Genomic DNA, 19,754 nt, shown 5'->3' with positions numbered 1-19,754 from the left:
GGACCAGTCATAACGACTGGCCATTGGCGGACTCGAAGGCTAACCGCGCGTCACCATACTGGACGGCATTCGCCGGGGGGCCGTTCATCTGGAGGATGCCCATAATGTTCAGCGGCGGTCGCTCGTGACGACGCCAATCCGCGGTCGCGATGAAGAACTCAAGGTCGCGCGAGAGCTTGGCGGGGCGCTCGCGGGGGGCCGCGGCGGTGTCGTCGTCGTCGAGGGCCCACCGGGTATTGGGAAAACCCGGCTCCTCGAGGAATTCAACGCGCGCGCCGACCAGCGCGTGCGCCCTTTGTTCGGGCAGGGCTTCGAGTATCAGCAGACGGTCCCGTTTTCGCCATTGCTCATGGCGACCCTGCAGGCGGATCCACCGATCGGGCACGCCGCGGCGCTGCCCCGCCTTGACTCCGTCGACTCGCGCTACTTGGTGGTGAACGAGTTGCAGGCCGCGATCAGTGCGGCGGCAGCGCAGACCCCAATCCAAATCGTGATCGACGACCTGCACTGGGCTGACCACGCGACTGTGCTGGCCGTGCGGTCATTGGCTGCGGGCCTCGCCAGCGCCCCGGTGTCATGGGTGCTCGCCGCCCGCACTGGCGCCGGGGGACCGGACGTCGCCACGACGATCAACTCGCTCGAACGTGACGGCGCCCGGGTATTGAGGTTGGGCGCCGTCGGGCCGACCGCGGTTGGAGACATCGTCGCCGACGTCTTGCGCGCGGAACCGGATGCGTCGCTGCTGAGTCTGGCGGGCAAGGCACACGGCAACCCATTTCTGGTGATGGAGCTTCTTCAGGGGCTACAAGAAGAGGACAGGATCAGTATCACGGGCGGGCGTGCCAGCGTCACGGGACCGGAGCTGCCACGGCGGCTCATCGCCACCATGCAAGAACTCTTGGGCCGCCTGTCGGCGGATGCGCGCCGGGTGGTGCAGGTGGCTGCCGTTCTGCCCGACAGCTTTTCGGCGGGGTTGCTGGCCGAGCTGCTCGAACGCCGCCCGATTGGGCTGATCTCGGCCGTGGAGGAGGCAGTGCGCGCTGATCTGCTGGCCGAGGACGGCGACCGGCTGCGATTTCGGCATGATCTGCTGCGACGAGCCACCCGGCAAACATTGCCGCAAACGTTGCGACGAGCAATGGAACGTGACGTCGTGACCGTTCTCCTGGAAGGGGGTGCGGCGCCGGCGGAGGTGGCAACCCAACTCGCACGCAGCGCCGAAGTCGGCGACAGGGCAGCGATCCGCGCGCTGCGGCAAGCCGCGCAATCGCTTGCGGCCTCCGATCCGTCCACCGCAGCCGACATCAGCAAACGGGCCTTGCAATTGCTGCCGTGGCAGCATCGGGCGCGCGGGCCGTTGGTCGCCGAAACCGTCGTGCTACTCAACCAGGCCATGCGTCACGGCGAGGCACAACAACTGGCCGCCGCAACGCTTTCCGAGAGCCTTTCGCCTCAAGAAGAGGCCGACGTTCGGCTTGGATTGTCCATGCTGTCGCCGCATCCAGCCGGCCAACGCGCAGCGGAAAACCGGCGGGCCCTGGAGCTGGCCAGCATCGGTGACCTCACCAGGGCACGGCATCTTGGCTGGCTGGCCTACAACCTTGCGATGGACGGCCAGACCGGCGATGTCCGCCGTGCCGTCAACGACGCGCAGGAAGCCGCGACGTCGACCGATGACTTGCTGACCACCGTGCTCGCCGAGGTATCACTGGCCCTTGCGAACTGCGCCGACGGGTACTCCGGGCGCACCGAGGAATCCCTCGAGCGCCTAGCCGCCCTGACGCGGTGCGCGGACCCCGCCGCCGTGCAGCACTTCGCAGCGGTGAACTGCGCCATTGTTCTTGTCACGCTCGGCATGCTCCACGAGGCCACGACGATTGTGTCCGAGAGCTTGCGGCTGGCTCGCGCACAACGCAACGAGATGGCGGTTCAGCTGCTCACTCAAATACAGGCGCTGATCGATCTGTCCGCCGGGCGGTTGGACACGGCGCGGGCCGCCGTCGAGTCGCTTCCCCAGCGGGAGCGAATGACCTGGACGCGCATTGGGGGCCGAATTGGCCTGATGACCCTTGCCCGGGTGGCAGTACACACCGACGACCGCTCACTGTCGCGTGAGGTCGCTATCCATGCCCGTGACGCCTACACGGCGGGAGGGCCCGCCCACCGCCGGGAGGGTATGGCGGCTCTTGCTCATGCGGCTTGGCAGCGCGGCGACACCCAGGAGGCGCAGCGATGGCTCACCGACGACTTCACATTGCTACAGACTCCCGTCTGGGCCGTCGACCTCGATCACGTCGTTCTTGCCGCTCGGGTCGCGGCCGACGCCGGTGACGCCGGGCTGCGCGCGCGGGTGCTGCACGCAGCGCAGCTGCTCACCCGAGAACAACCTGGGGCGCCGTTGTTCAACGCGGTCGCCCAACACGCGCGGGCCATCCTCGAAAGCGATCCCGACGCACTGGTCGCCGCGGCCGAATCGCTGAGCGACTTGTCACGGCCGCTGCTGTACGCCGCGGCCGCCGAGGACGCCGGCACGGAACTTGTGTGTACCAATCGCGCCTGGGAGGGCATCGACCAGCTCAGCGTCGCCTTCGACACGTACCTGCGCTGCGGTGCCATCGCCGACGCCCGTCGCGTCGGCCAGATCCTGCGCGAACACGGGGTTTCACGGCGGGTGGTGGGCAGGCCACGCCCGCAGACCGGGGTGGACAGCCTCACTGACAGCGAGCTAAAGGTCGCCCATCTCGTCGCTGCCGGCGCTACGAATCGCGCAGTAGCGCAACGACTTTGTCTGTCGCCACACACAGTGAACTCCCACCTGCGCAACACATTCGCCAAGCTGGGCATCCGGTCGCGCGCCGAGTTGAGCAGCCTCATCGAGGGCCCGTCATCGTCGGGCGCCAAGGCGTCGTAGGCGGCACGAAACCCCCTACCGGGGTGCACTGGTAAACCCTGTGTGACGATCCGATGGGGCCCTGTTGGAATGCAGTTTGACCAAGTAATCTGTGGCCGCTCCAAGAGATGGGCAGCCGGGATGGTGGGTTGACGAGATTTCCAACTTTGCGGCCCTCGTCGCCACGCTTGCATGGTCGGGACCGCGAATGCGCGATCTTGGACGCCCCGGCCGGTTCATACGGCAAGGGGTTTCGAGCATGAGCACATCTGAAGAGCTTCGTCATTCAAGAATTCAACTGACCCACGGATCTGGTGCGATCCCCGCCATCGGATTTGGCACGCTGATTCCGGATCTTGTCGAGACCAAGCAGGCCGTCAAGACCGCACTGGGAGTGGGTTTCCGGCATTTCGATTGCGCAGAACGCTACGGCAATGAAGAAGCGGTGGGTGCTGCGATGCGCGAAGCGTTCGAGGCGGGGACCGTTCAGCGGGAGGACATGTTCGTCACCACGAAGCTGTGGAACACCAATCATCGTCCAGAGCGGGTCAGGCCCGCGTTCGATGCGAGCCGCCGCCGATTGCAAGTCGACTATGTCGATTGCTATTTGATCCATACGCCCTATGCGTTTCAGCCCGGTGACGATCAGGATCCGCGAGACGAGCACGGTCGCGTGATCTACGACGAAGGGGTCACGTTAGCGGAGACCTGGGGGGCGCTGGAGCGCCTCGTCGACGATGGTCCCTGCAGGTCGATCGGCCTATCGGATATCTCCTTGGACAAGCTGCGCGAGATAGTCGCGGTGGCGCGGATCAAGCCGGCCGTAGTGCAGGTCGAATCGCATCCGTATCTACCGGAATGGGAACTACTCGACTTCTGTCGCGAGCATGGGATCGTGCTGCTGGCGTTCGCCCCGTTGGGACATTCGATGGAACCAAAAATCGTGGACGACCCGGTGATTACAGCAATCGCAGACCGTCTGCACATGTCACCAGCTCAAGTGCTTCTCTCCTGGGCGGTACAGCGTGGCACTGCCTTCCTCACCACCTCGACCAAACCTCAACGCATCCAGGAGAACTACGAGATTTCTGCCCTTCCCGAAGATGCTATGCGGGACATCCGGTATCGCATCACCGCGAACGTCAGGTTCAACACGGTGGTAAAAAGCGGCGTACCCGGATTCATTCCCCGGCCCGGATGAACTGAAATCAGCGGGCCGCGCCACTCGGGCGGCACGCTTCGGTCGCGATATGTGAGCATTGGAACGTGAACGCACGCCAATTCGCAACTGTTCTGGGTGCCGCGGTGGTGACGACCTGGGCGACGCTGAGCGCATTGATCCCCATTCCCTCCGCGTCCGCTGCTCCCTGCCCCGACGTCGAGGTGACGTTCGCCCGCGGCACCAACGAGCCACCTGGTGTTGGTGGGGTCGGACAGGCATTTATTGATTCACTGCGCTCGCAAGTTGGGGGTCGGTCCGTCGGGGTGTATCCGGTCAACTACCCCGCCGGCGAAGATTTCGCCCCTTCCGCATCAGCCGGCGCCGTCGATGCGAACGCTCACGTTGTGTCCATGGTTGCGAACTGTCCCAACACCGGGCTGGTGCTCGGTGGATATTCCCTGGGCGCGATGGTGATAGATCTGATCACCATCGCCCGGGTACCGATTGCGGGCTTGATCCCCGCGACGCTAACGGCGGACCAGGCTGATCACGTCGCTGCGGTCGCCACCTTCGGGAATCCGTCGGACAGGTATCTGGGGGCGCCGATGAGCGAGGTCAGCCCGTGGTACGGGGCGAAGGCCATTGACTTGTGTGCGCCCAGCGATCCGATTTGCACTCCGGGCGGGCCCCTGGCGCTGCCTTCGCATGACGAGATCTTCTCCGCGGCGCACCTATCCTATAAGCAGTCCGGGATGCCCAGTCAGGCCGCGACTTTCGTGGCGAGCCATCTCTAACGCACGTGCCGTGGACGACTTGTCGGTGGGCACCTGGACCGCCGTCGGTGATCAGCAGCGGGAAAGCGTCCCTGGTGCCGGGACCATCGGTGGACGAAACCGATGTCGAGCCCCTCGATTTCGGTGACGAATTGGTCAAATCGGTTGAGCCTCCGCGATGCGCGTTCATATCTCGTCTCGTTGAAGTACTGGTCATCAGAGATACTGGCCTCGGGCTGAGACGACCACCCAGGTCTGCCGGGCCTCGCGCTTTGGACACGAACTCGCCGCCCGTCCTAACCCGACCAAAGAGGAGACCAGATGAAGAGGGTATTGATCACCGGCGCTGGTACCGGATTCGGGCATGAGGTCGCCATGCGACTCGCCGCGAAAGGTTTTGACGCCCCCGGGCCCTTTCTGACCGGTTTCAATGACCGCATGTTTCAGACCTACAAGAGCTGGGAGGACGACCCGTCCCAGAGGCTTTTCGACTACTCCGAGCTGGCGTTCCCCCGTGCGCAGTACGACCCCGAGCCCGTGTACGCCACCATGACCGCCGTGGCCGCCGGCGAGGTCGACAGCTATCGCAACCTCGAGCCCAAGTCGATGATCGAGGAGACAAAGAGTCTTATCGAGGCGCCGTGGCACAAGAAGACCACGGACGGGCTCGGCCGCCGCCCCGACCAGATCCAAAGCTCCTACGACATGGAGCCCGAGACCCCCGTATCACACGAATAGTCCACCTCGGCATTTCGCCTCAGACATAGGGGTTCCCCGCGCGGCAGGGACCGCGCCGCGAGGTGTCAAGTACTGCACCTTTGTTCGCGATGCCGGGAATGCGGTCATCGCTTATTCATCTCCAATGGCCACGATTCGACATTAATCAGCCGGGTCTCGGCCAAGCCGAATTAGCTCTAAACATGTTGCAGCACGTGGGAAGACAACCAAGATCGGGCGCATTACGAGACATGCCGATTGGTGATCCCCAGGTCGTACGTTCGAGTCGTGCCGGGGGCACTTTTCAACGTGTATGACCCGCTAGATGTCAGCCAGCGGTCGTCAGGCGAGTGGAACGCGGCCACTGGGCGTACGAATGCCACCGTGCGTGGCGGGCAGGTGCAGCTTGATGACTTCGATCAAGTGGCGCCCGACATCGTCGAGCGCAGCCGTCGACTGCGTCGCGAGCGCAAGGATGACGGCGCCTTCGATGGCGGCGACGGTCAAGGCCGCCAACGAGCGTGCGCTGTCACGATCGACACCGGACCTGACCAGCCGATCGGCGAGGATCGCCTGCCACTCAGCAACGGCCTCGGAAGCCGCCTGCGCGGCCGCCGGCGCTTCCGAACGACCGAGGATGGCTGCCACAATCGGGCAGCCTGCTTGCATCTGAGTTGCACTCAGCTGCGCCTTCCATTCATCGATGAAAGTCTGGACCGCCCGTGCGGGATCGCCCCCGTCGTCGGCCGACCGGATCACCGTGGTCAACGCCTCTCCTGCGAGGCGGGTGGCTTCAGCAACGAGTTCCGCTTTGCCGCCGGGAAAATTCAGGTAGACGGTTCTGCGGGCGACTCCGCTGTCCTCCAGGAGCGCGTTGAGGCCAGTTCCGGCGACCCCCCGCCGTCGCACCAACCCCGTGACGCTGGCGATGAGAGCATCCCGCGCGGACATCTTCTACCGCCTTCCGACTTCGCCCGGCTCTCGAACATTCAGAACATTCAGGGTTGAACTATACCGATCGGTCTACTAGCCTTTCCACAGGACTCGCCCCTTCAACAAAACGGGCCGAACACGACTACGGAGACAGCCATGACGAGCACCAACCAGGACAAGTCGCTGCGAAAGTTCCGCAGAGAACGTGCGCTCGGACGCTATTTGCTCAACCCGGCGGTGAAGGGGTTGAGCAGACTGGGGGTGCGCACCGCGATGGCCACCGAACTGGAGACCGTCGGCCGCAAGACCGGCCAGGTACGCCGCGTCCCCGTGTCGGCCCAATTCGACAACAACGGGGCGTGGGTGATCAGCCAGCATGGCACCCGCTCCGGTTGGGGCAGAAATATCGCCGACAACCCGAATATCCGCATGCGACAGGGCAATCGATGGCGCGCCGGAGTCGCGACATTCAGGCCAGACGACGATGTCGTCGCACGCGGCCGCAAGTTCGGACGCCTGGGAGCCAAGATGGTAAAGGCGCTGGAAACGACTCCCGTGTCCGTTCGGATCGACTTCACCGACTAGGGAAACGGGATGCCAACATTCCGGGAGCAGTTGGCCGCGGGAGCCCCGTAGGGGAGGAACACCAATTTTGGTGGCTTGTCGGCATGCGGAGAATGGCAGCCATGAACGAAACAGAGCACCTTGGGATCGATGTGTCGCTCTTCTGCCCGGCACAACATCACGTCGGTAATCTTTTGAAATTTTCAGACCAGATCGGCTACCGGCCGAGAGGCGGGCAGCTAGCGGCGTGGCCGCCGCACCAGACGGACACGTGGTGGGAAGTTCGGTGCCCCGATGGGTGCCCCGGCGTGTTAGGCGGTGGTGTCGATCCGATCCGTCAAGAGGTGAACAGGCTCGCAGATGACCCAAAACGGACGAATGCTCACTACACCCTGAAGCATGTGGGCTGAACATGCCTGGACCAACCGGCCAGTCGTGCAGTCAGCTGTTGCACCCGAACAGGTGCTTACGACGTTTCCGGTAGCGGCCATGGGACGGATCGCGGGACCAATTGCGCGCGGCGACGCGGCCCAACGAATGGATGCTAAAAGCGGACGGCGAGCGGTTCAATCTCCAGGCCCGCGAAACCGGGACGCCCTAGCGCTTTCGCGTGTGGCCAGAAGTACTCTGACGTGACCAGATGGCTTAACGGCCGTGCTATCAGCAAGCCCGGCATCAGCCACACGTCGGCGCCCGAAGCCGCCAGCAAACCCGACACCGCGGAGGTGCCCGATGGCCCAATCCGGCCCCGTCTTGTTCAGCGTCGACGATCACGTCGCGCTCATCACCGTCAACGACCCCGATCGGCGCAACGCCCTCACCGAGGAGATGTCGGCGCGGCTGCGCGCCGCCGTGGAGCAAGCCGAAGCCGATCCGGATGTGCACGCCGTGGTGGTCACCGGGGCGGGCAAGGCATTCTGCGCCGGGGCCGACCTCAGCGCGCTGGGCGCCGCGGGCGGCGGAGCGGCGGAGGCCGGACTGCAGCGAATCTACGACGGCTTCATGGCGGTCGGCAATTGCCGGTTGCCCACGATCGCTGCGGTCAATGGGGCGGCGGTCGGTGCGGGCCTGAACCTGGCGTTGGCCGCCGATGTGCGTATCGCCGGGCGTGGCGCGTTGTTCGACGCCCGCTTTCAGAAATTGGGACTCCATCCCGGCGGGGGTGCGACTTGGATGCTGCAGCGCGCGGTGGGGCCACAGGTAGCACGTGCGGCCTTGTTGTTCGGAATGCGTTTCGACGCCGAATCCGCCGTGCGGTACGGGTTGGCGCTCAGCGTTGCCGACGACCCCGTCGCCGCGGCTCTGGAGCTGGCCGCGGGGCCCGCGGCCGCTCCCCGCGAGGTTGTGCTGGCGACCAAAGCCACCATGCGCGCCACAGCCAACCCGGGATCACTCGATAGCGAGCAACACCAGTTGGCGATGCGCACGGAGCTTGGCCCGCAGGCGTACTCCATCCAATCACCGGAATTCGCCAGCAGATTAGCCGCAGCACAACGCAGGTAGCATCCTGCTAAGCAGGTTGTTCATTCACGGCGGTGTCGGCGCGGGAGACATCACGGAACGAACGGTCCAGGCGGCGCACGGTGAAAACGAATGTCAGGGCAATGAAGGGTGCGACAGCACCGTAAATTGCGGGTGGGATAGCCATTTCGGCGCTGTTCAGTAGTTGGGGGCTCAGCGCGATGCCCAGCGCCACCGCGGCGTTGTGCATTCCGATTTCCAAGCTGATGGCGATGGCCTGCCGTGGCGCGAGATGCATCCGGCGTGGCACCAGATAGCCGACCGTCAGGCTAACGGCGCAGAAGCACACGACTGCCGCGGTCAGCATGCCAAGGTTGTTCCACAGCGTCGTGTGCCCCTTGACGATCGACAAGAGGATGACCGCTGCCAGCAGCACCAGGGCGACAATTCTGACTGGTTTCTGAAGTCGCCGGGCCAGCTCAGGGAATCGGTGGCGTATCGCGATGCCAATCGCGATGGGTATGAGCACAAATCCGAACACCGCTACGAACTTGTCAGGTTGTAGCGGGATAAAACGTCCTTCACCGCGGAACCAGGTTATCGATACCGCCAATATCGCCGGCAGGGCAAAGATCGACAGCACGGCGTTGATCGCGGTCAGCGTCAGATTGAGCGCCAGGTCCCCATTGACCAGGTGACTGAGTATGTTCGCCATCGTCCCGCCGGGAGTAGCGGCCATCAGCATGAGCCCGATCGCCAGATTCGGCTCCAGATGAAAGGCTTCGGCAATCAACAGGCACAGCGTCGGCAGGACCAAAGACTGGCAGATAAGTGCGACCAATAGCGGGCGTCGCAATGTGGCAGCCCGCTTGAAGTCGGCAACCGTGAGCGTCAGCCCGAGAGCGAGCATGATCACCACGATGACGAGCGGAAAGTACCGGTTGTCCATGACGCTCCAGGGTGTTAGCGCGCAGACGCCGTCGGAGTCGAGCGGCCAAAGGCGACGAAATGATGCAACGAGTAGTTAGCTTGCCTTACACAGCGGCAAGGCGCAGCCCGCGTTTGTGGGCGCACATCAAGTCAGCAGACGCCCGCTACAGGTCCAAAAGCGCACTCTCCGGCGCCTCGATCAGGTCCCTCAGCTCGCAGACGAACTGGGCCGCCTGGGCCCCGTCGGCCACCCGGTGGTCGAACACACACGTCAGCGTCATCGTCGGACGCACCACCACCTCGTCGCCGACGGCCACCGGGCGCGGCTTGATCGCTCCCATACCCAGGATGGCCGCTTCGGGATGGTTGATCACCGGCACGCCGTCGTCCGCGCCCAGCGCCCCGAAGTTCGACACTGTGAACGTCGAGCCCCGCAGCTCGGCGGGCGTGAGGGTGCCCTCACGCGCACCGGTGATCAATTCGGCGCTCCGGCCGGCCAGTTCGCGTGTGGTCTTGTTCTGCGCGTCGGTGATCACCGGCACCAACAGCCCACGTTTGGTCGCCACGCCGAACCCCAGATGCACGTCGCGGTGGACGTGCACCTGGGGGCCTTCGGGTGAGTCGACCCAGGTGGAGTTGAGAACTGTGTTGCGGCCCAGCGAAATGACCAGAAACCGCAGCGTAAGTACGAACGGCGTGATCTCCTGATGTTCGGAACGGAACCGGTCGCGGAGCCGAAGCAGCGCGGTGCAATCGACTTCCACGCTGACTTTGGCGGCCGGGATCTCCCTGTGGGACAACATCATCTTCTCGGCCATCCGGGCTTGTACGCCGCGGACGGGTCGAATGCCGGGCCCAACTCCGGCTGCCTGGGCAGCCGCCAGCACGTCCGCGCGCGTGATCACTTCGCCCGCGTCGCGTTGTAGCGAAGAGAGGTCGACCATCAGCTCCTTGGCCAGCTTGCGCACCGGTGGGGCGGCGAGCGGCCGACCGCTCCGCCGGCTGATGTCGATGTCCGCGTCGGCGCCGTAGCCGACCAGCGTGGGCACCGCGGCCTCGCCGTTCGTCACCCGTACATGGCCGTTCAGCGGTGCCGTGTCGATGCGGACCAGCACCGCACCCACGTTGAGCACATCGCCTTCGGCGCCGTGCGTTTCGACGATCCGGCCGGCGTACGGGCTGGGGATTTCCACCTCGGCCTTGGCAGTCTCCACCGAGCACAGGATCTGGTTGAGCTCGACGTCATCGCCGACGGCGACGTGCCAGCATGACACCGTCACCTCTTGGAGTCCCTCGCCGAGATCGGGGACGCGGAACGGCTTGACCCGCTCTTGAGAAGGATCCGCACTCACGGCAGCTCCATCGCGCGCTCGACGCAGTCCAGCAGCCGGTCGGGACCGGGTAGCCACAATCTCTCCAACCGTGCCGGCGGGTAAGGAGTATCAAACCGCAGGCGCGCAATACCGGCGCCTCCAGCTCGTAGAACATCTCTTCCTGGATGCGTGCGGCCAAACCGGCTCCATAGCCCAGGCTGCGCGGCCCTTCGTGCAACACCACACAACGCCCGGTCCGATGGATCGACACGGCGATGGTATCGAAGTCCAATGGGACCAGCGATCGTAGATCGATGACGTCAAGGCTCCAACCACGTTGGCGCTGCGCCTCTTCCGCGGTGGCCACGGCGGTACCGACCAGGCTGCCGTAGGTCACAACGGTCACGTCGGTGCCGGGACGGCGCACCATGGCCTGCCCGATGGGCGGTTCGGGCCGACTGGTATCGACCATGCCACGACCCTGGTAGCGCCGCTTCGGCTCCAAGTACATCACCGGGTCCGGGCAGGCGATCGCGTGGCGAAGCAGCCAATAGGCGTCGGTCGGGCTGGACGGAACAACCACCTTCAAGCCGGCGGTGTGCGCCCAGTAGGACTCGGTGGAGTCCGAATGATGTTCGGCCGCACCGATACCGCCGAACGATGGAATCCGGACCGTAACCGGCATGTTGATCTCGCCGCGGGTGCGGGTGCGGTACTTCGCCAGATGGCTGACCACCTGATCGAAAGCCGGATAGGAGAATCCGTCGAACTGGATCTCGGGGACCGGCACAAAGCCGCGCAGTGCCAACCCCACCGCGATCCCGATTATGGCGGACTCCGCCAGCGGCGTATCGAAGCATCGATCCTCGCCGAATGTTTCGGCGAGTCCTTCGGTTACCCGGAACACTCCGCCCTCGACCGAGACGTCTTCGCCGAACACCAGGACCCGATCGTCGGCGGCCATCGCGTCGTGCAGGGCGCGGTTGAGCGCCTGCACCATGGTCAGCGGCTGCGCGCCGAGCGCGACATCTTCCTTTGGGGCGACCGCCTCTGTGAGCGTGTCGTCCGCGCCGGCCGGAGGATCAGCGAGCTGGGTCATTCACGCCCCCTCAGTCATTCCGGGCCAGTTCGGCCCGCAGCTGTTGGCGCTGCGCCTGCAATCCGGGCGTGATCTCCGCGTACACAGTGGTGAACACCTCGTCGACGTCGAAATCGGGCGCGTCGAAAACCGCGTCGCGCAGCTCGGTCCGCATTCGCTTCGACCGGGGGCGATCCTTTCCTCCAAGCGTTCCGACCACACACCCTGGCCCTGCAGGTAAGTGCGGTAACGCGGGATCGGGTCCAGCGCCGCCCAGCGGTCTACTTCGTCCTGCGTCCGGTATCGAGTCGGATCGTCGGAGGTGGTATGCGGGCCGAGCCGATACGTGACCGCTTCGATCAACGTCGGGCCGCCGCCGTTGCGGGCCCGGGCGGCGGCCTCGCCCATCACCGCATAGCACGCCAGCACGTCGTTGCCGTCCACCCGGATTCCGGGCATCCCGTAGCCAATCGCCTTGTGCGCGATGGAAGGTGCGGCGGTCTGTTTGTGTATCGGCACCGAGATCGCCCACTGGTTGTTCTGCACGTAGAACACGCAGGGCGTTTTGAACACGGCCGCGAAATTCAGCGCCTCGTGTACGTCGCCCTCGCTGGTGGCGCCGTCCCCGAGGAAGGCCACCGTCACCGACTCTTCGCCAAGGCGTTGCGCGGCCATCGCCGCGCCGACGGCATGCAGGGTCTGGGTGCCGATCGCAATCGACATCGGGGCGCAGCACTTCTTGGTGAAATCCAGACCGCCGTGCCACGTTCCGCGCCACGCGGCGCCGACATGTCCGGGCGGGATGCCGCGCACCAGATAAGCGCCCAGCTCACGATATTGGGGAAACAGCCAGTCGGTCTTGCGCAGGCAGGCGGCGGCGCCCACCTGGGCGGCTTCCTGACCACGGCAGGAGGCGAAAAGCGCCAGTTGACCTTGGCGCTTCAGGTTGACGAACTCGGCGTCCAGCCCCCTGGTGACCACCATCATCTCGTAGAGCCAGCACAGTGTCTCCGCGGGAAGGTCACGGCTGTAGCGGCGTTCGGGCGTCGGCGTGCCATCCGCGGCCACAAGTTGCACCGGCTCGAGGTCAACAGTCGGCGGCGCCGAAGAAACCTCCGCCATACCGCCTCCCTCGCTCGAGCGGTCACCTGTGCCACAGCAAAATCTCAGCCGGGACCTACCGCGAGCCGAAGTCGATCGCCAGCTGCACGAAAGGCTCCGCTCGCCGCGACACTGGCGCAACTCCCATTATGCGCTCAAATGCGAAGTCACCGCGTAGATCGCGGCCGAGTCGAAAACGTGTCGCACCAATCCGAGCCTGGCCGGGTCGGGCGGCGTCACCATCACCGTGCGCCCGCCGAACAACGGTCGGCTAGCAACTTGGCTGGGTGACCGAGGCGGTCACCCGGAGCGCTCCCCCGCCCGCCGCAGCATCATTTCCGCGTGCTTGAGCACCGGCGAGTCGACCATCCGTCCCTCGAATGCGAACACCCCGCGCTCGGTCTGCGCCGCCGCCAATACCCGCCGCGCCCAGTCCAGCTTCTCCTCGCTGGGGCGATACGCCGCGCGCACCACCGGGATCTGGGTCGGGTGGATGCAGACGGTCCCGTCGAAGCCCACCGCGACGGCATCGTTGGCCTCCACCCGCAACCCCTCGATGTCGCGGATATCCAGATGCACGGCGTCAAGCGCGATCCGGCCGAATGCGGACGCCGCGAGCAGAGTCGCCGAACGCACGTGGCGGGCAACGTCCCGATAGCTGCCGTCGGGCAGCCGGCTGGAGCTGCCGCCGAGGGTGGCGACCAGATCCTCGGCACCCCACATCATCGCCACCGTGCCGTGGGCCGCGGCGATTTCGGTGGCGAACACCGCACCCCGCGGGGTCTCCACGAGCGCGATGACGTCGCGCGGCGCGAGCGCGCTCACCTGCGCGGCCGATTCGGTCTTGGAAAGCATCACCGTCGTGTAAGCGGTTTCGGCCAGCGCGTCCAAGTCGCGGGCCTGCTCATCGGTGCCGGCCGCGTTGATCCGAACCACGGTGCGCTCAGGGTCTAGCGGGGTCTCCCGCAGCGCCTTGCGGGCGGCCGGCTTATCCGCTTCGGCCACACCGTCCTCGAGGTCAACGATCACCACATCGGCGGCCGCGGCCGCCTTGGCGAAACGCTCGGGGCGGTCGGCCGGGCAGAACAGCCACCCCGGACCGGCGGCACGCAAGTTCATCGGGACTCCTCTGGGTTGGCTTCGGGGGCGGGCCGCTTCTGAACCAGAGTGGTGCGCACGGCCCGCGCGACCACGTCGCCGTGCTGGTTGCGCCCGGTGTGCTCGAGGGTGACGATGCCCTCGCCGGGCCGGCTCTTCGACTCGCGCTTGCCGGTGCAAACGGTCTCCGCGTACAGGGTGTCGCCATGAAAAACCGGCTTGGGGAACGACACTTCGGAAAAGCCGAGGTTGGCCACGATGGTGCCCAGCGTCAGCTGCGCAACCGACAGCCCCACCAGCGTCGAAAGGGTGAACATGGAGTTCACCAGCCGTTCGCCGCGAAAACCCGGCTGCTGCGCAGCCCACGCCGCATCGAGGTGCAGCGACTGGGTGTTCATGGTCAGCGTAGTGAACAACACGTTGTCGGCCTCGGTGACCGTGCGACCGGGCCGGTGCAGGTATGTCGTGCCGATCTCGAACTCCTCGAACCACAAGCCCCGCTGGACAATCGACTTGCCAGTCCGGTCGGTCACGACAGCCCTAGCGATCGCGCGATGAGCATCAGTTGCACCTCGGTTGTGCCCTCACCGATCTCGAGGATCTTGCTGTCGCGGTAATGTCGCGCCACCGGATACTCATTCATGAAGCCGTATCCGCCATGGATCTGGGTGGCGTCGCGGGCGTTGTCCATCGCCGCCTCCGACGCGATCAACTTGGCGATCGCTGCTTCCTTCTTGAATGGCTTGCCCGCCAGCATCTTCGCGGCCGCTTCGTAGTACGCCGTGCGGGCGACGTGTGCGCGGGCTTCCATCCGCGCGATCTTGAAGCTGATCGCCTGATAGGAGCCGATCGGCTGGCCGAACGTCTGGCGTTCCTTGGCATATTTGACACTCTCGTCGACGCAGCCCTGCGCGGCCCCGGTGGCCAACGCAGCGATCGCGATGCGGCCCTCGTCCAGAATCGACAAGAAGTTTGCATAGCCGGTGCCGCGGGCGCCCAATAGATTGTCCTCCGGGACGCGGGCGTCGGCGAAGGTCAGCGGGTGCGTGTCCGACGCATTCCATCCGACCTTGTTGTAGACCGGTTCGACGGTGAATCCCGTTGTGCCGCTGGGCACGATGATCGTCGAGATCTCTTTCTTGCCACCCGCGATACTTCCGGTGACCGCGGTGACGGTGACCAGTGAGGTGATGTCGGTGCCCGAGTTGGTGATGAATTGCTTGGTGCCATTGATCACCCACTCGCCATCCTCGAGCCGGGCGGTGGTGCGAGTGCCGCCGGCGTCGGTGCCGGCTCCCGGTTCGGTCAGCCCGAACCCGGCGAGCGCCCGGCCGGCCGTGAGGTCCGGCAGCCACTTTTGCTTCTGCTCCTCGGTGCCGAACCGATAGATGGGCATCGCGCCGAGGCCAGCGCCCGCCTCGAGCGTGATCGCCACCGATTGGTCGACCTTGCCGAGCTCCTCGAGCGCCAGCGCGAGGGCGAAGTAGTCACCGCCCATGCCGCCGTACTCCTCCGGGAACGGCAAACCGAACAATCCCATCTCGCCCATCTTGGCGACGACTTCGTACGGGAAGCTGTGCTCCTCATCGTGTTTGGCCGACACCGGCGCGACCACGGTGCGCGCGAAGTCGGCGACCGTGTCGCGAAGATCTTGGTATTCCTTGGGTAACGTCCCTGCCGTAATGGATGCGGTCATGTCTCGTCCTTGCTTGCTGCGGATTCTTCGGAGTCTGGGATCAGTCGGGCCAGCGCCTGGTCCACCGTCACTTGGTCGCCGACGGAGACCAACACGTCCACTTGTCCCGAAATCGGTGCGGCCAAGGAGTGTTCCATCTTCATCGCCTCCACGACCACCACCACTTCGCCCTCGGAAACCTGGGCGCCGGAAGTGACCTGTACAGCGATGACGCTGCCGGGCATGGGGCTGAGAATCTCGGCCTGCCGCGGGCCCGCCGCGCGGTGAATCTTGTGTTCCTCGGCCTCACGCAGGTGCCAGGTTCCCCGTTCGTCGGCGATCCATAGGTGCCGATTGGCCTCGGCCCACAGGTATTCGCGTCGCAACCCGTCCAGCGTCACGCTCATCTGAGCGCGGTGGACTTGCGCACTGGCGGACCGGATCTCACCTTCACCGACCTGTACTTTGGCGGCCTCGGGCGGCCCCCACACTGACACCGCCTCGTTGCGCAGCGGGGTGCGCATCGCGGTGCGGACCGGTGCCGCGCCACCGCCGGCGCGCCATCCGGTCGGCGCGGCCCACGGGTTGCCCCGGGCTCGGCGGGCCCCGAAAGCCAGGGCCCACTGACGGTAGAGACCGCCGGCAGCGAGCACATCGTCGGGCGCCGCCAGCGGCGCGAAGTCCGCCAGCCGCTCGTCCAGCAGCGCGGTGTCCAGGTCGCCCGCACGCACCCGCTCGTCGGCCAGCAGGAACCGGAGGAATTCGACGTTGGTCTGCACGCCGAGGACCGCGGTCTGCGCCAGTGCCCGGTCGAGTTTCGCGAGCGCGTCATCACGGTCGGTCCCGTGCGTGATCACTTTGCTCAGCATCGGATCGTAGTCGCTGCCGACCAGCGTGCCGGCCCGCAGCGACGAGTCCACCCGCACGCCGGCACCGGACGGTTCGAACACCTGCAGCACGCGACCGCCGGTGGGCAGAAATCCCCGTGCCGGGTCCTCCGCGTACACCCGGGCCTCGATCGCGTGCCCGCGCAGTTCGATATCGTCCTGGGCGAACGCCAGCTTCTCGCCGGCCGCAACCCGCAGCTGCCACTCCACCAGGTCCAGGCCGGTGACCGCCTCGGTAACCGGATGTTCCACCTGCAGGCGGGTATTCATCTCCATGAAGAAGAATTCGTCGGGCCGGTCGGCCGAGACGATGAACTCGACCGTTCCCGCACCGACGTAGTCGACGCTGCGGGCGGTGTTACAGGCCGCCGCCCCGATCCGCGCGCGGGTCCGGGGGTCAAGCAGCGGCGAGGGCGCCTCCTCGATGACCTTCTGGTGGCGCCGCTGCAGGCTGCACTCACGCTCGCCCAGATGCAGCACGTTGCCATGGGTGTCGGCGAGCACCTGCACCTCGATATGCCTGGGCTGCAACACGAATCGCTCCAGAAACAGCGTGTCGTTGCCGAACGATGAGGCGGCCTCCCGGCGCGCACTCACCAGTGCCTCGGGCAGCCGGGCCGGATCTTCCACCAGCCGCATGCCCTTGCCGCCGCCGCCCGCCGACGGTTTGATCAACACCGGATAGCCGATCTCTTCGGCGGCCGCGGCGAGCTCGTCGTCGGTCAGCCCCGGCTTCGCGACACCGGGCATCACGGGCACGTCGAAGGCGGCGACCGCGTTCTTGGCGGTTATCTTGTCCCCCATCACCTGTATCGCCCCTGCCGGCGGCCCCAAGAACACCACCCCGGCGCGTTCGCATGCGGCGGCGAAATCGGCTTTCTCGGAAAGGAACCCGTAACCCGGGTGGATCGCCTGAGAATCGGTGCGTGCCGCCGCATCAAGCACGCGAGCGATGTTCAGATAGCTCTCGCGCGCCGCAGCGGGTCCCAGCCGGACGGCGGTGTCAGCCTCGAGCACATGCCGCGCGGTGGCGTCGGGGTCGCTGTAGACGGCGACTGACCGGATGCCCAGCCGGCGCAGGGTCCGGATCACCCGCACCGCGATCTCGCCGCGGTTGGCCACTAATACGGTGTCGAACATGCTCATCACATCCGAAAGACGCCGTAGGAGACCGGTTCCAGCGGCGCATGTGCGCACACCGAAAGGGCAAGGCCGACAAACATTCTGGTGTCTGCCGGGTCGATGATGCCGTCATCCCACAGGCGGGCCGTCGAGTAGTACGGGTTGCCCTGGTCCTCGTACTGCTCACGGATGGGAGCCTTGAACGCCTCCTCCTCTTCGGCCGACCATGGCTTGCCCGACGCGGCAAGCTGCTCACCGCGCACCGTAGCCAGCACCGACGCGGCCTGCTCGCCGCCCATCACCGAGATGCGGGCGTTGGGCCACATCCACAGGAAGCGCGGCGAATAGGCCCGGCCGCACATCGAATAGTTGCCCGCGCCATAGGATCCGCCAATCACGACCGTCAGCTTCGGCACCCGGGCGCAGGCCACGGCGGTGACCATCTTGGCGCCATGCTTGGCGATGCCACCGGCCTCGTAGTCGCGCCCGACCATGAAGCCCGCGATGTTCTGCAGAAACAGCAGCGGGATCCTGCGCTTGTCGCACAGTTCGATGAAATGCGCTCCCTTGAGCGCGGATTCGCTGAACAACACACCGTTGTTGGCGACAATTCCGACGGGGTGGCCGTGGATACGCGCGAATGCGGTCACCAGCGTCTTGCCGTAGTTGGCCTTGAATTCGCTGAATTCGCCGCCGTCGACCAGCCGCACGATGACCTCGTGCACGTCGTAGGGCATCCGTGGATCCGGCGGGACGACATCGTAGAGCTCCGTCTGCGCGTGCTTGGGCTCGACAGGACGTCGCACCTCCCACTGAGTGGGCTCGCGCGGGCCGAAGGTGGCCGCGATCGAGCGGACGATCCGCAACGCGTGCTCGTCGTCGTCGGCGAGGTGGTCGGTGACACCGGAGACGCGCGAGTGCAGGTCGCCGCCGCCCAGCTCTTCGGCCGTGACGATCTCCCCGGTGGCGGCCTTGACCAGCGGCGGGCCGCCCAGAAAAATCGTGCCCTGCTCGCGGACGATCACGGCCTCGTCGCTCATCGCCGGCACATAGGCGCCGCCCGCCGTGCATGAACCCAGCACCGCGGCCACCTGCGGAATGCCTTTGGCGCTCATGGTCGCCTGGTTGTAGAAGATCCGTCCGAAATGCTCGCGGTCGGGAAACACCTCGTCTTGCCGCGGCAGAAAGGCGCCGCCGGAGTCCACCAGGTAGATGCATGGCAACCGGTTCTGCAACGCGACTTCCTGCGCGCGCAGGTGCTTCTTGACCGTCATCGGATAGTAGGTGCCGCCCTTGACCGTCGCGTCGTTGGCGACGATCACGCACTCGCGTTCCGACACCCGGCCGATCCCGGTGATGATCCCCGCCCCCGGCGACTCGTCGCCGTACATACCGCCCGCGGCCAGCGGAGCCAGCTCCAGAAACGGGCTGCCCGGATCGAGCAGCCGATCCACCCGTTCGCGCGGCAACAGCTTTCCACGGCTCACGTGACGCTCCCGCGCGCGTTCGTTGCCGCCCAAAGCCGCGGCCGCGAGCCTGGCGTTCAGCTCCCCAACCAGCCGGCGGTGCTCGTCGGCGAACGACGGCGCCTGAACAGGGCTTGTCACGGACATACTCATGACTGCCTCCCGGTTGTCGCCAGCACAAGGGGCGGCTCGGTTTTTGCGAGCACCTCATCGACGCAGACCTCGGGGGCGGTCTCGACCAGGTGCAAACCGTCGTCGCAGACGTCGATAACGGCGAGATCGGTGATAATGCGGTCCACACAGCCGACGCCGGTCAATGGCAGCGTGCACCGCTCAACGACTTTCGGGCTGCCGTCCCTGGTGGTGTGTTCCATCATCACGATCACCTTGCGGGCGCCGTGCACCAGGTCCATCGCGCCACCCATACCCTTGACCATCTTTCCGGGGATCATCCAGTTGGCAAGGTCGCCGGTGGCCGAGACCTGCATGGCCCCAAGCACCGCGACGTCGAGGTGTCCGCCGCGGATGATGCCGAATGAGGCCGAGGAGCCGAAGAACGCCGCGCCCGGCAGCGTGGTGACGGT

General features: G+C 65.7%; 15 protein-coding genes and 3 pseudogenes. 6 read left to right on the top strand and 12 right to left on the bottom strand.

Translation table 11 applies throughout. From position 1 onward, the window contains the following. Positions 1-124 precede the first annotated feature (124 nt). The 3 genes from ACLP4W_RS01325 (at position 125) to ACLP4W_RS01315 (ending at position 4,846) form a co-directional block, all read left to right on the top strand. Positions 125-2,911 (top strand): helix-turn-helix transcriptional regulator, encoded by a 2,787-nt coding sequence (locus tag ACLP4W_RS01325; RefSeq protein ID WP_442383360.1) that lies wholly within the window; start codon positions 125-127, stop codon positions 2,909-2,911. A gap of 238 nt (positions 2,912-3,149) precedes the next feature. Further along, complete coding sequence (locus ACLP4W_RS01320) at positions 3,150-4,091, top strand: aldo/keto reductase (RefSeq protein ID WP_442383358.1); 942 nt, start codon at positions 3,150-3,152, stop codon at positions 4,089-4,091. A gap of 65 nt (positions 4,092-4,156) precedes the next feature. Next, a complete protein-coding gene (locus tag ACLP4W_RS01315; protein ID WP_442383356.1) occupies positions 4,157-4,846 on the top strand; it encodes a cutinase family protein in 690 nt (229 codons plus the stop codon). A gap of 28 nt (positions 4,847-4,874) precedes the next feature. Here the strand turns inward: ACLP4W_RS01315 and ACLP4W_RS01310 are convergent. Next, positions 4,875-4,998, bottom strand: a pseudogene (locus ACLP4W_RS01310) (epoxide hydrolase N-terminal domain-containing protein); the annotation flags it as partial. A gap of 148 nt (positions 4,999-5,146) precedes the next feature. Here ACLP4W_RS01310 and ACLP4W_RS01305 point away from each other — a divergent pair. Then, positions 5,147-5,563 carry a hypothetical protein gene (locus ACLP4W_RS01305; protein WP_442383354.1) on the top strand — a complete coding sequence of 139 codons (417 nt, stop codon included), beginning with the start codon at positions 5,147-5,149 and terminating at the stop codon, positions 5,561-5,563. Between the two features lie 321 nt (positions 5,564-5,884). Here the strand turns inward: ACLP4W_RS01305 and ACLP4W_RS01300 are convergent, their stop codons facing one another. Then, entirely contained in the window at positions 5,885-6,493 is a 609-nt protein-coding gene (locus ACLP4W_RS01300; RefSeq protein ID WP_442383352.1) for a TetR/AcrR family transcriptional regulator, read from the bottom strand. A gap of 138 nt (positions 6,494-6,631) precedes the next feature. Here ACLP4W_RS01300 and ACLP4W_RS01295 point away from each other — a divergent pair, with 138 nt between their 5' ends. Together ACLP4W_RS01295 and ACLP4W_RS01290 are read left to right on the top strand one after the other, a co-directional pair. Beyond that, a complete protein-coding gene (locus ACLP4W_RS01295; protein ID WP_442383350.1) occupies positions 6,632-7,060 on the top strand; it encodes a nitroreductase/quinone reductase family protein in 429 nt (142 codons plus the stop codon). 711 nt (positions 7,061-7,771) lie between these two features. Beyond that, positions 7,772-8,542 (top strand): enoyl-CoA hydratase, encoded by a 771-nt coding sequence (locus ACLP4W_RS01290; RefSeq protein WP_442383348.1) that lies wholly within the window; start codon positions 7,772-7,774, stop codon positions 8,540-8,542. Positions 8,543-8,549: 7 nt separating this feature from the next. On the opposite strand, the gene ACLP4W_RS01285 is transcribed toward ACLP4W_RS01290, so the two are convergent. From ACLP4W_RS01285 to ACLP4W_RS01240, 10 genes and pseudogenes are all read right to left on the bottom strand, one after another. Beyond that, positions 8,550-9,449, bottom strand: coding sequence for a bile acid:sodium symporter family protein (locus tag ACLP4W_RS01285; RefSeq protein WP_442383346.1), 900 nt, complete (start codon positions 9,447-9,449; stop codon positions 8,550-8,552). A 145-nt stretch (positions 9,450-9,594) separates the two neighbouring features. Then, positions 9,595-10,782, bottom strand: coding sequence for a dihydrolipoamide acetyltransferase family protein (locus ACLP4W_RS01280; RefSeq protein WP_442383344.1), 1,188 nt, complete (start codon positions 10,780-10,782; stop codon positions 9,595-9,597). Continuing rightward, positions 10,779-11,842 (bottom strand): annotated as a pseudogene (gene bkdB / locus ACLP4W_RS01275) (3-methyl-2-oxobutanoate dehydrogenase subunit beta). The gene ACLP4W_RS01280 and the pseudogene bkdB overlap by 4 nt, the downstream one beginning before the upstream one ends. A 10-nt stretch (positions 11,843-11,852) precedes the next feature. Then, a pseudogene (pdhA, locus tag ACLP4W_RS01270) lies at positions 11,853-12,943 on the bottom strand (pyruvate dehydrogenase (acetyl-transferring) E1 component subunit alpha). A 279-nt stretch (positions 12,944-13,222) separates the two neighbouring features. After that, positions 13,223-14,041, bottom strand: coding sequence for an HpcH/HpaI aldolase/citrate lyase family protein (locus tag ACLP4W_RS01265; RefSeq protein ID WP_442383342.1), 819 nt, complete (start codon positions 14,039-14,041; stop codon positions 13,223-13,225). Continuing rightward, positions 14,038-14,553, bottom strand: coding sequence for a MaoC family dehydratase (locus ACLP4W_RS01260; protein ID WP_442383340.1), 516 nt, complete (start codon positions 14,551-14,553; stop codon positions 14,038-14,040). Before ACLP4W_RS01260 ends, ACLP4W_RS01265 begins: the two co-directional genes overlap by 4 nt. Beyond that, a complete protein-coding gene (locus ACLP4W_RS01255; RefSeq protein ID WP_442383338.1) occupies positions 14,550-15,716 on the bottom strand; it encodes an acyl-CoA dehydrogenase family protein in 1,167 nt (388 codons plus the stop codon). The genes ACLP4W_RS01260 and ACLP4W_RS01255 overlap by 4 nt, the downstream gene beginning before the upstream one ends. Continuing rightward, positions 15,713-17,722 (bottom strand): acetyl/propionyl/methylcrotonyl-CoA carboxylase subunit alpha, encoded by a 2,010-nt coding sequence (locus ACLP4W_RS01250; protein ID WP_442383336.1) that lies wholly within the window; start codon positions 17,720-17,722, stop codon positions 15,713-15,715. The genes ACLP4W_RS01255 and ACLP4W_RS01250 overlap by 4 nt, the downstream gene beginning before the upstream one ends. Positions 17,723-17,727: 5 nt before the next feature. Further along, on the bottom strand, positions 17,728-19,323 hold the full coding sequence (locus ACLP4W_RS01245) for a carboxyl transferase domain-containing protein (RefSeq protein WP_442383334.1): 1,596 nt from the start codon (positions 19,321-19,323) through the stop codon (positions 17,728-17,730). Then, on the bottom strand, positions 19,320-19,754 hold a 435-nt coding region (locus tag ACLP4W_RS01240; protein ID WP_442383332.1), incomplete at its 5' end, for a CoA-transferase. The genes ACLP4W_RS01240 and ACLP4W_RS01245, both read right to left, overlap by 4 nt.

The organism is Mycobacterium sp. (assembly GCF_052145595.1).
Classification (GTDB): Bacteria; Actinomycetota; Actinomycetes; order Mycobacteriales; family Mycobacteriaceae; genus Mycobacterium.
Note: the sequence above shows the minus strand (reverse complement) of the source record. Positions and strands in the feature narration are given on the sequence as shown.

Bases quoted from the DNA above. Each gene is read 5' to 3' on its own strand.
- ACLP4W_RS01320 (WP_442383358.1), top strand. From the start codon at position 3,150: ATGAGCACATCTGAAGAGCTTCGTCATTCAAGAATTCAACTGACCCAC.
- ACLP4W_RS01305 (WP_442383354.1), top strand. From the start codon at position 5,147: ATGAAGAGGGTATTGATCACCGGCGCTGGTACCGGATTCGGGCATGAG.
- ACLP4W_RS01300 (WP_442383352.1), bottom strand. From the start codon at position 6,493: ATGTCCGCGCGGGATGCTCTCATCGCCAGCGTCACGGGGTTGGTGCGA.
- ACLP4W_RS01295 (WP_442383350.1), top strand. From the start codon at position 6,632: ATGACGAGCACCAACCAGGACAAGTCGCTGCGAAAGTTCCGCAGAGAA.
- ACLP4W_RS01290 (WP_442383348.1), top strand. From the start codon at position 7,772: ATGGCCCAATCCGGCCCCGTCTTGTTCAGCGTCGACGATCACGTCGCG.
- ACLP4W_RS01285 (WP_442383346.1), bottom strand. From the start codon at position 9,449: ATGGACAACCGGTACTTTCCGCTCGTCATCGTGGTGATCATGCTCGCT.
- ACLP4W_RS01265 (WP_442383342.1), bottom strand. From the start codon at position 14,041: ATGAACTTGCGTGCCGCCGGTCCGGGGTGGCTGTTCTGCCCGGCCGAC.
- ACLP4W_RS01255 (WP_442383338.1), bottom strand. From the start codon at position 15,716: ATGACCGCATCCATTACGGCAGGGACGTTACCCAAGGAATACCAAGAT.
- ACLP4W_RS01250 (WP_442383336.1), bottom strand. From the start codon at position 17,722: ATGTTCGACACCGTATTAGTGGCCAACCGCGGCGAGATCGCGGTGCGG.
- ACLP4W_RS01245 (WP_442383334.1), bottom strand. From the start codon at position 19,323: ATGAGTATGTCCGTGACAAGCCCTGTTCAGGCGCCGTCGTTCGCCGAC.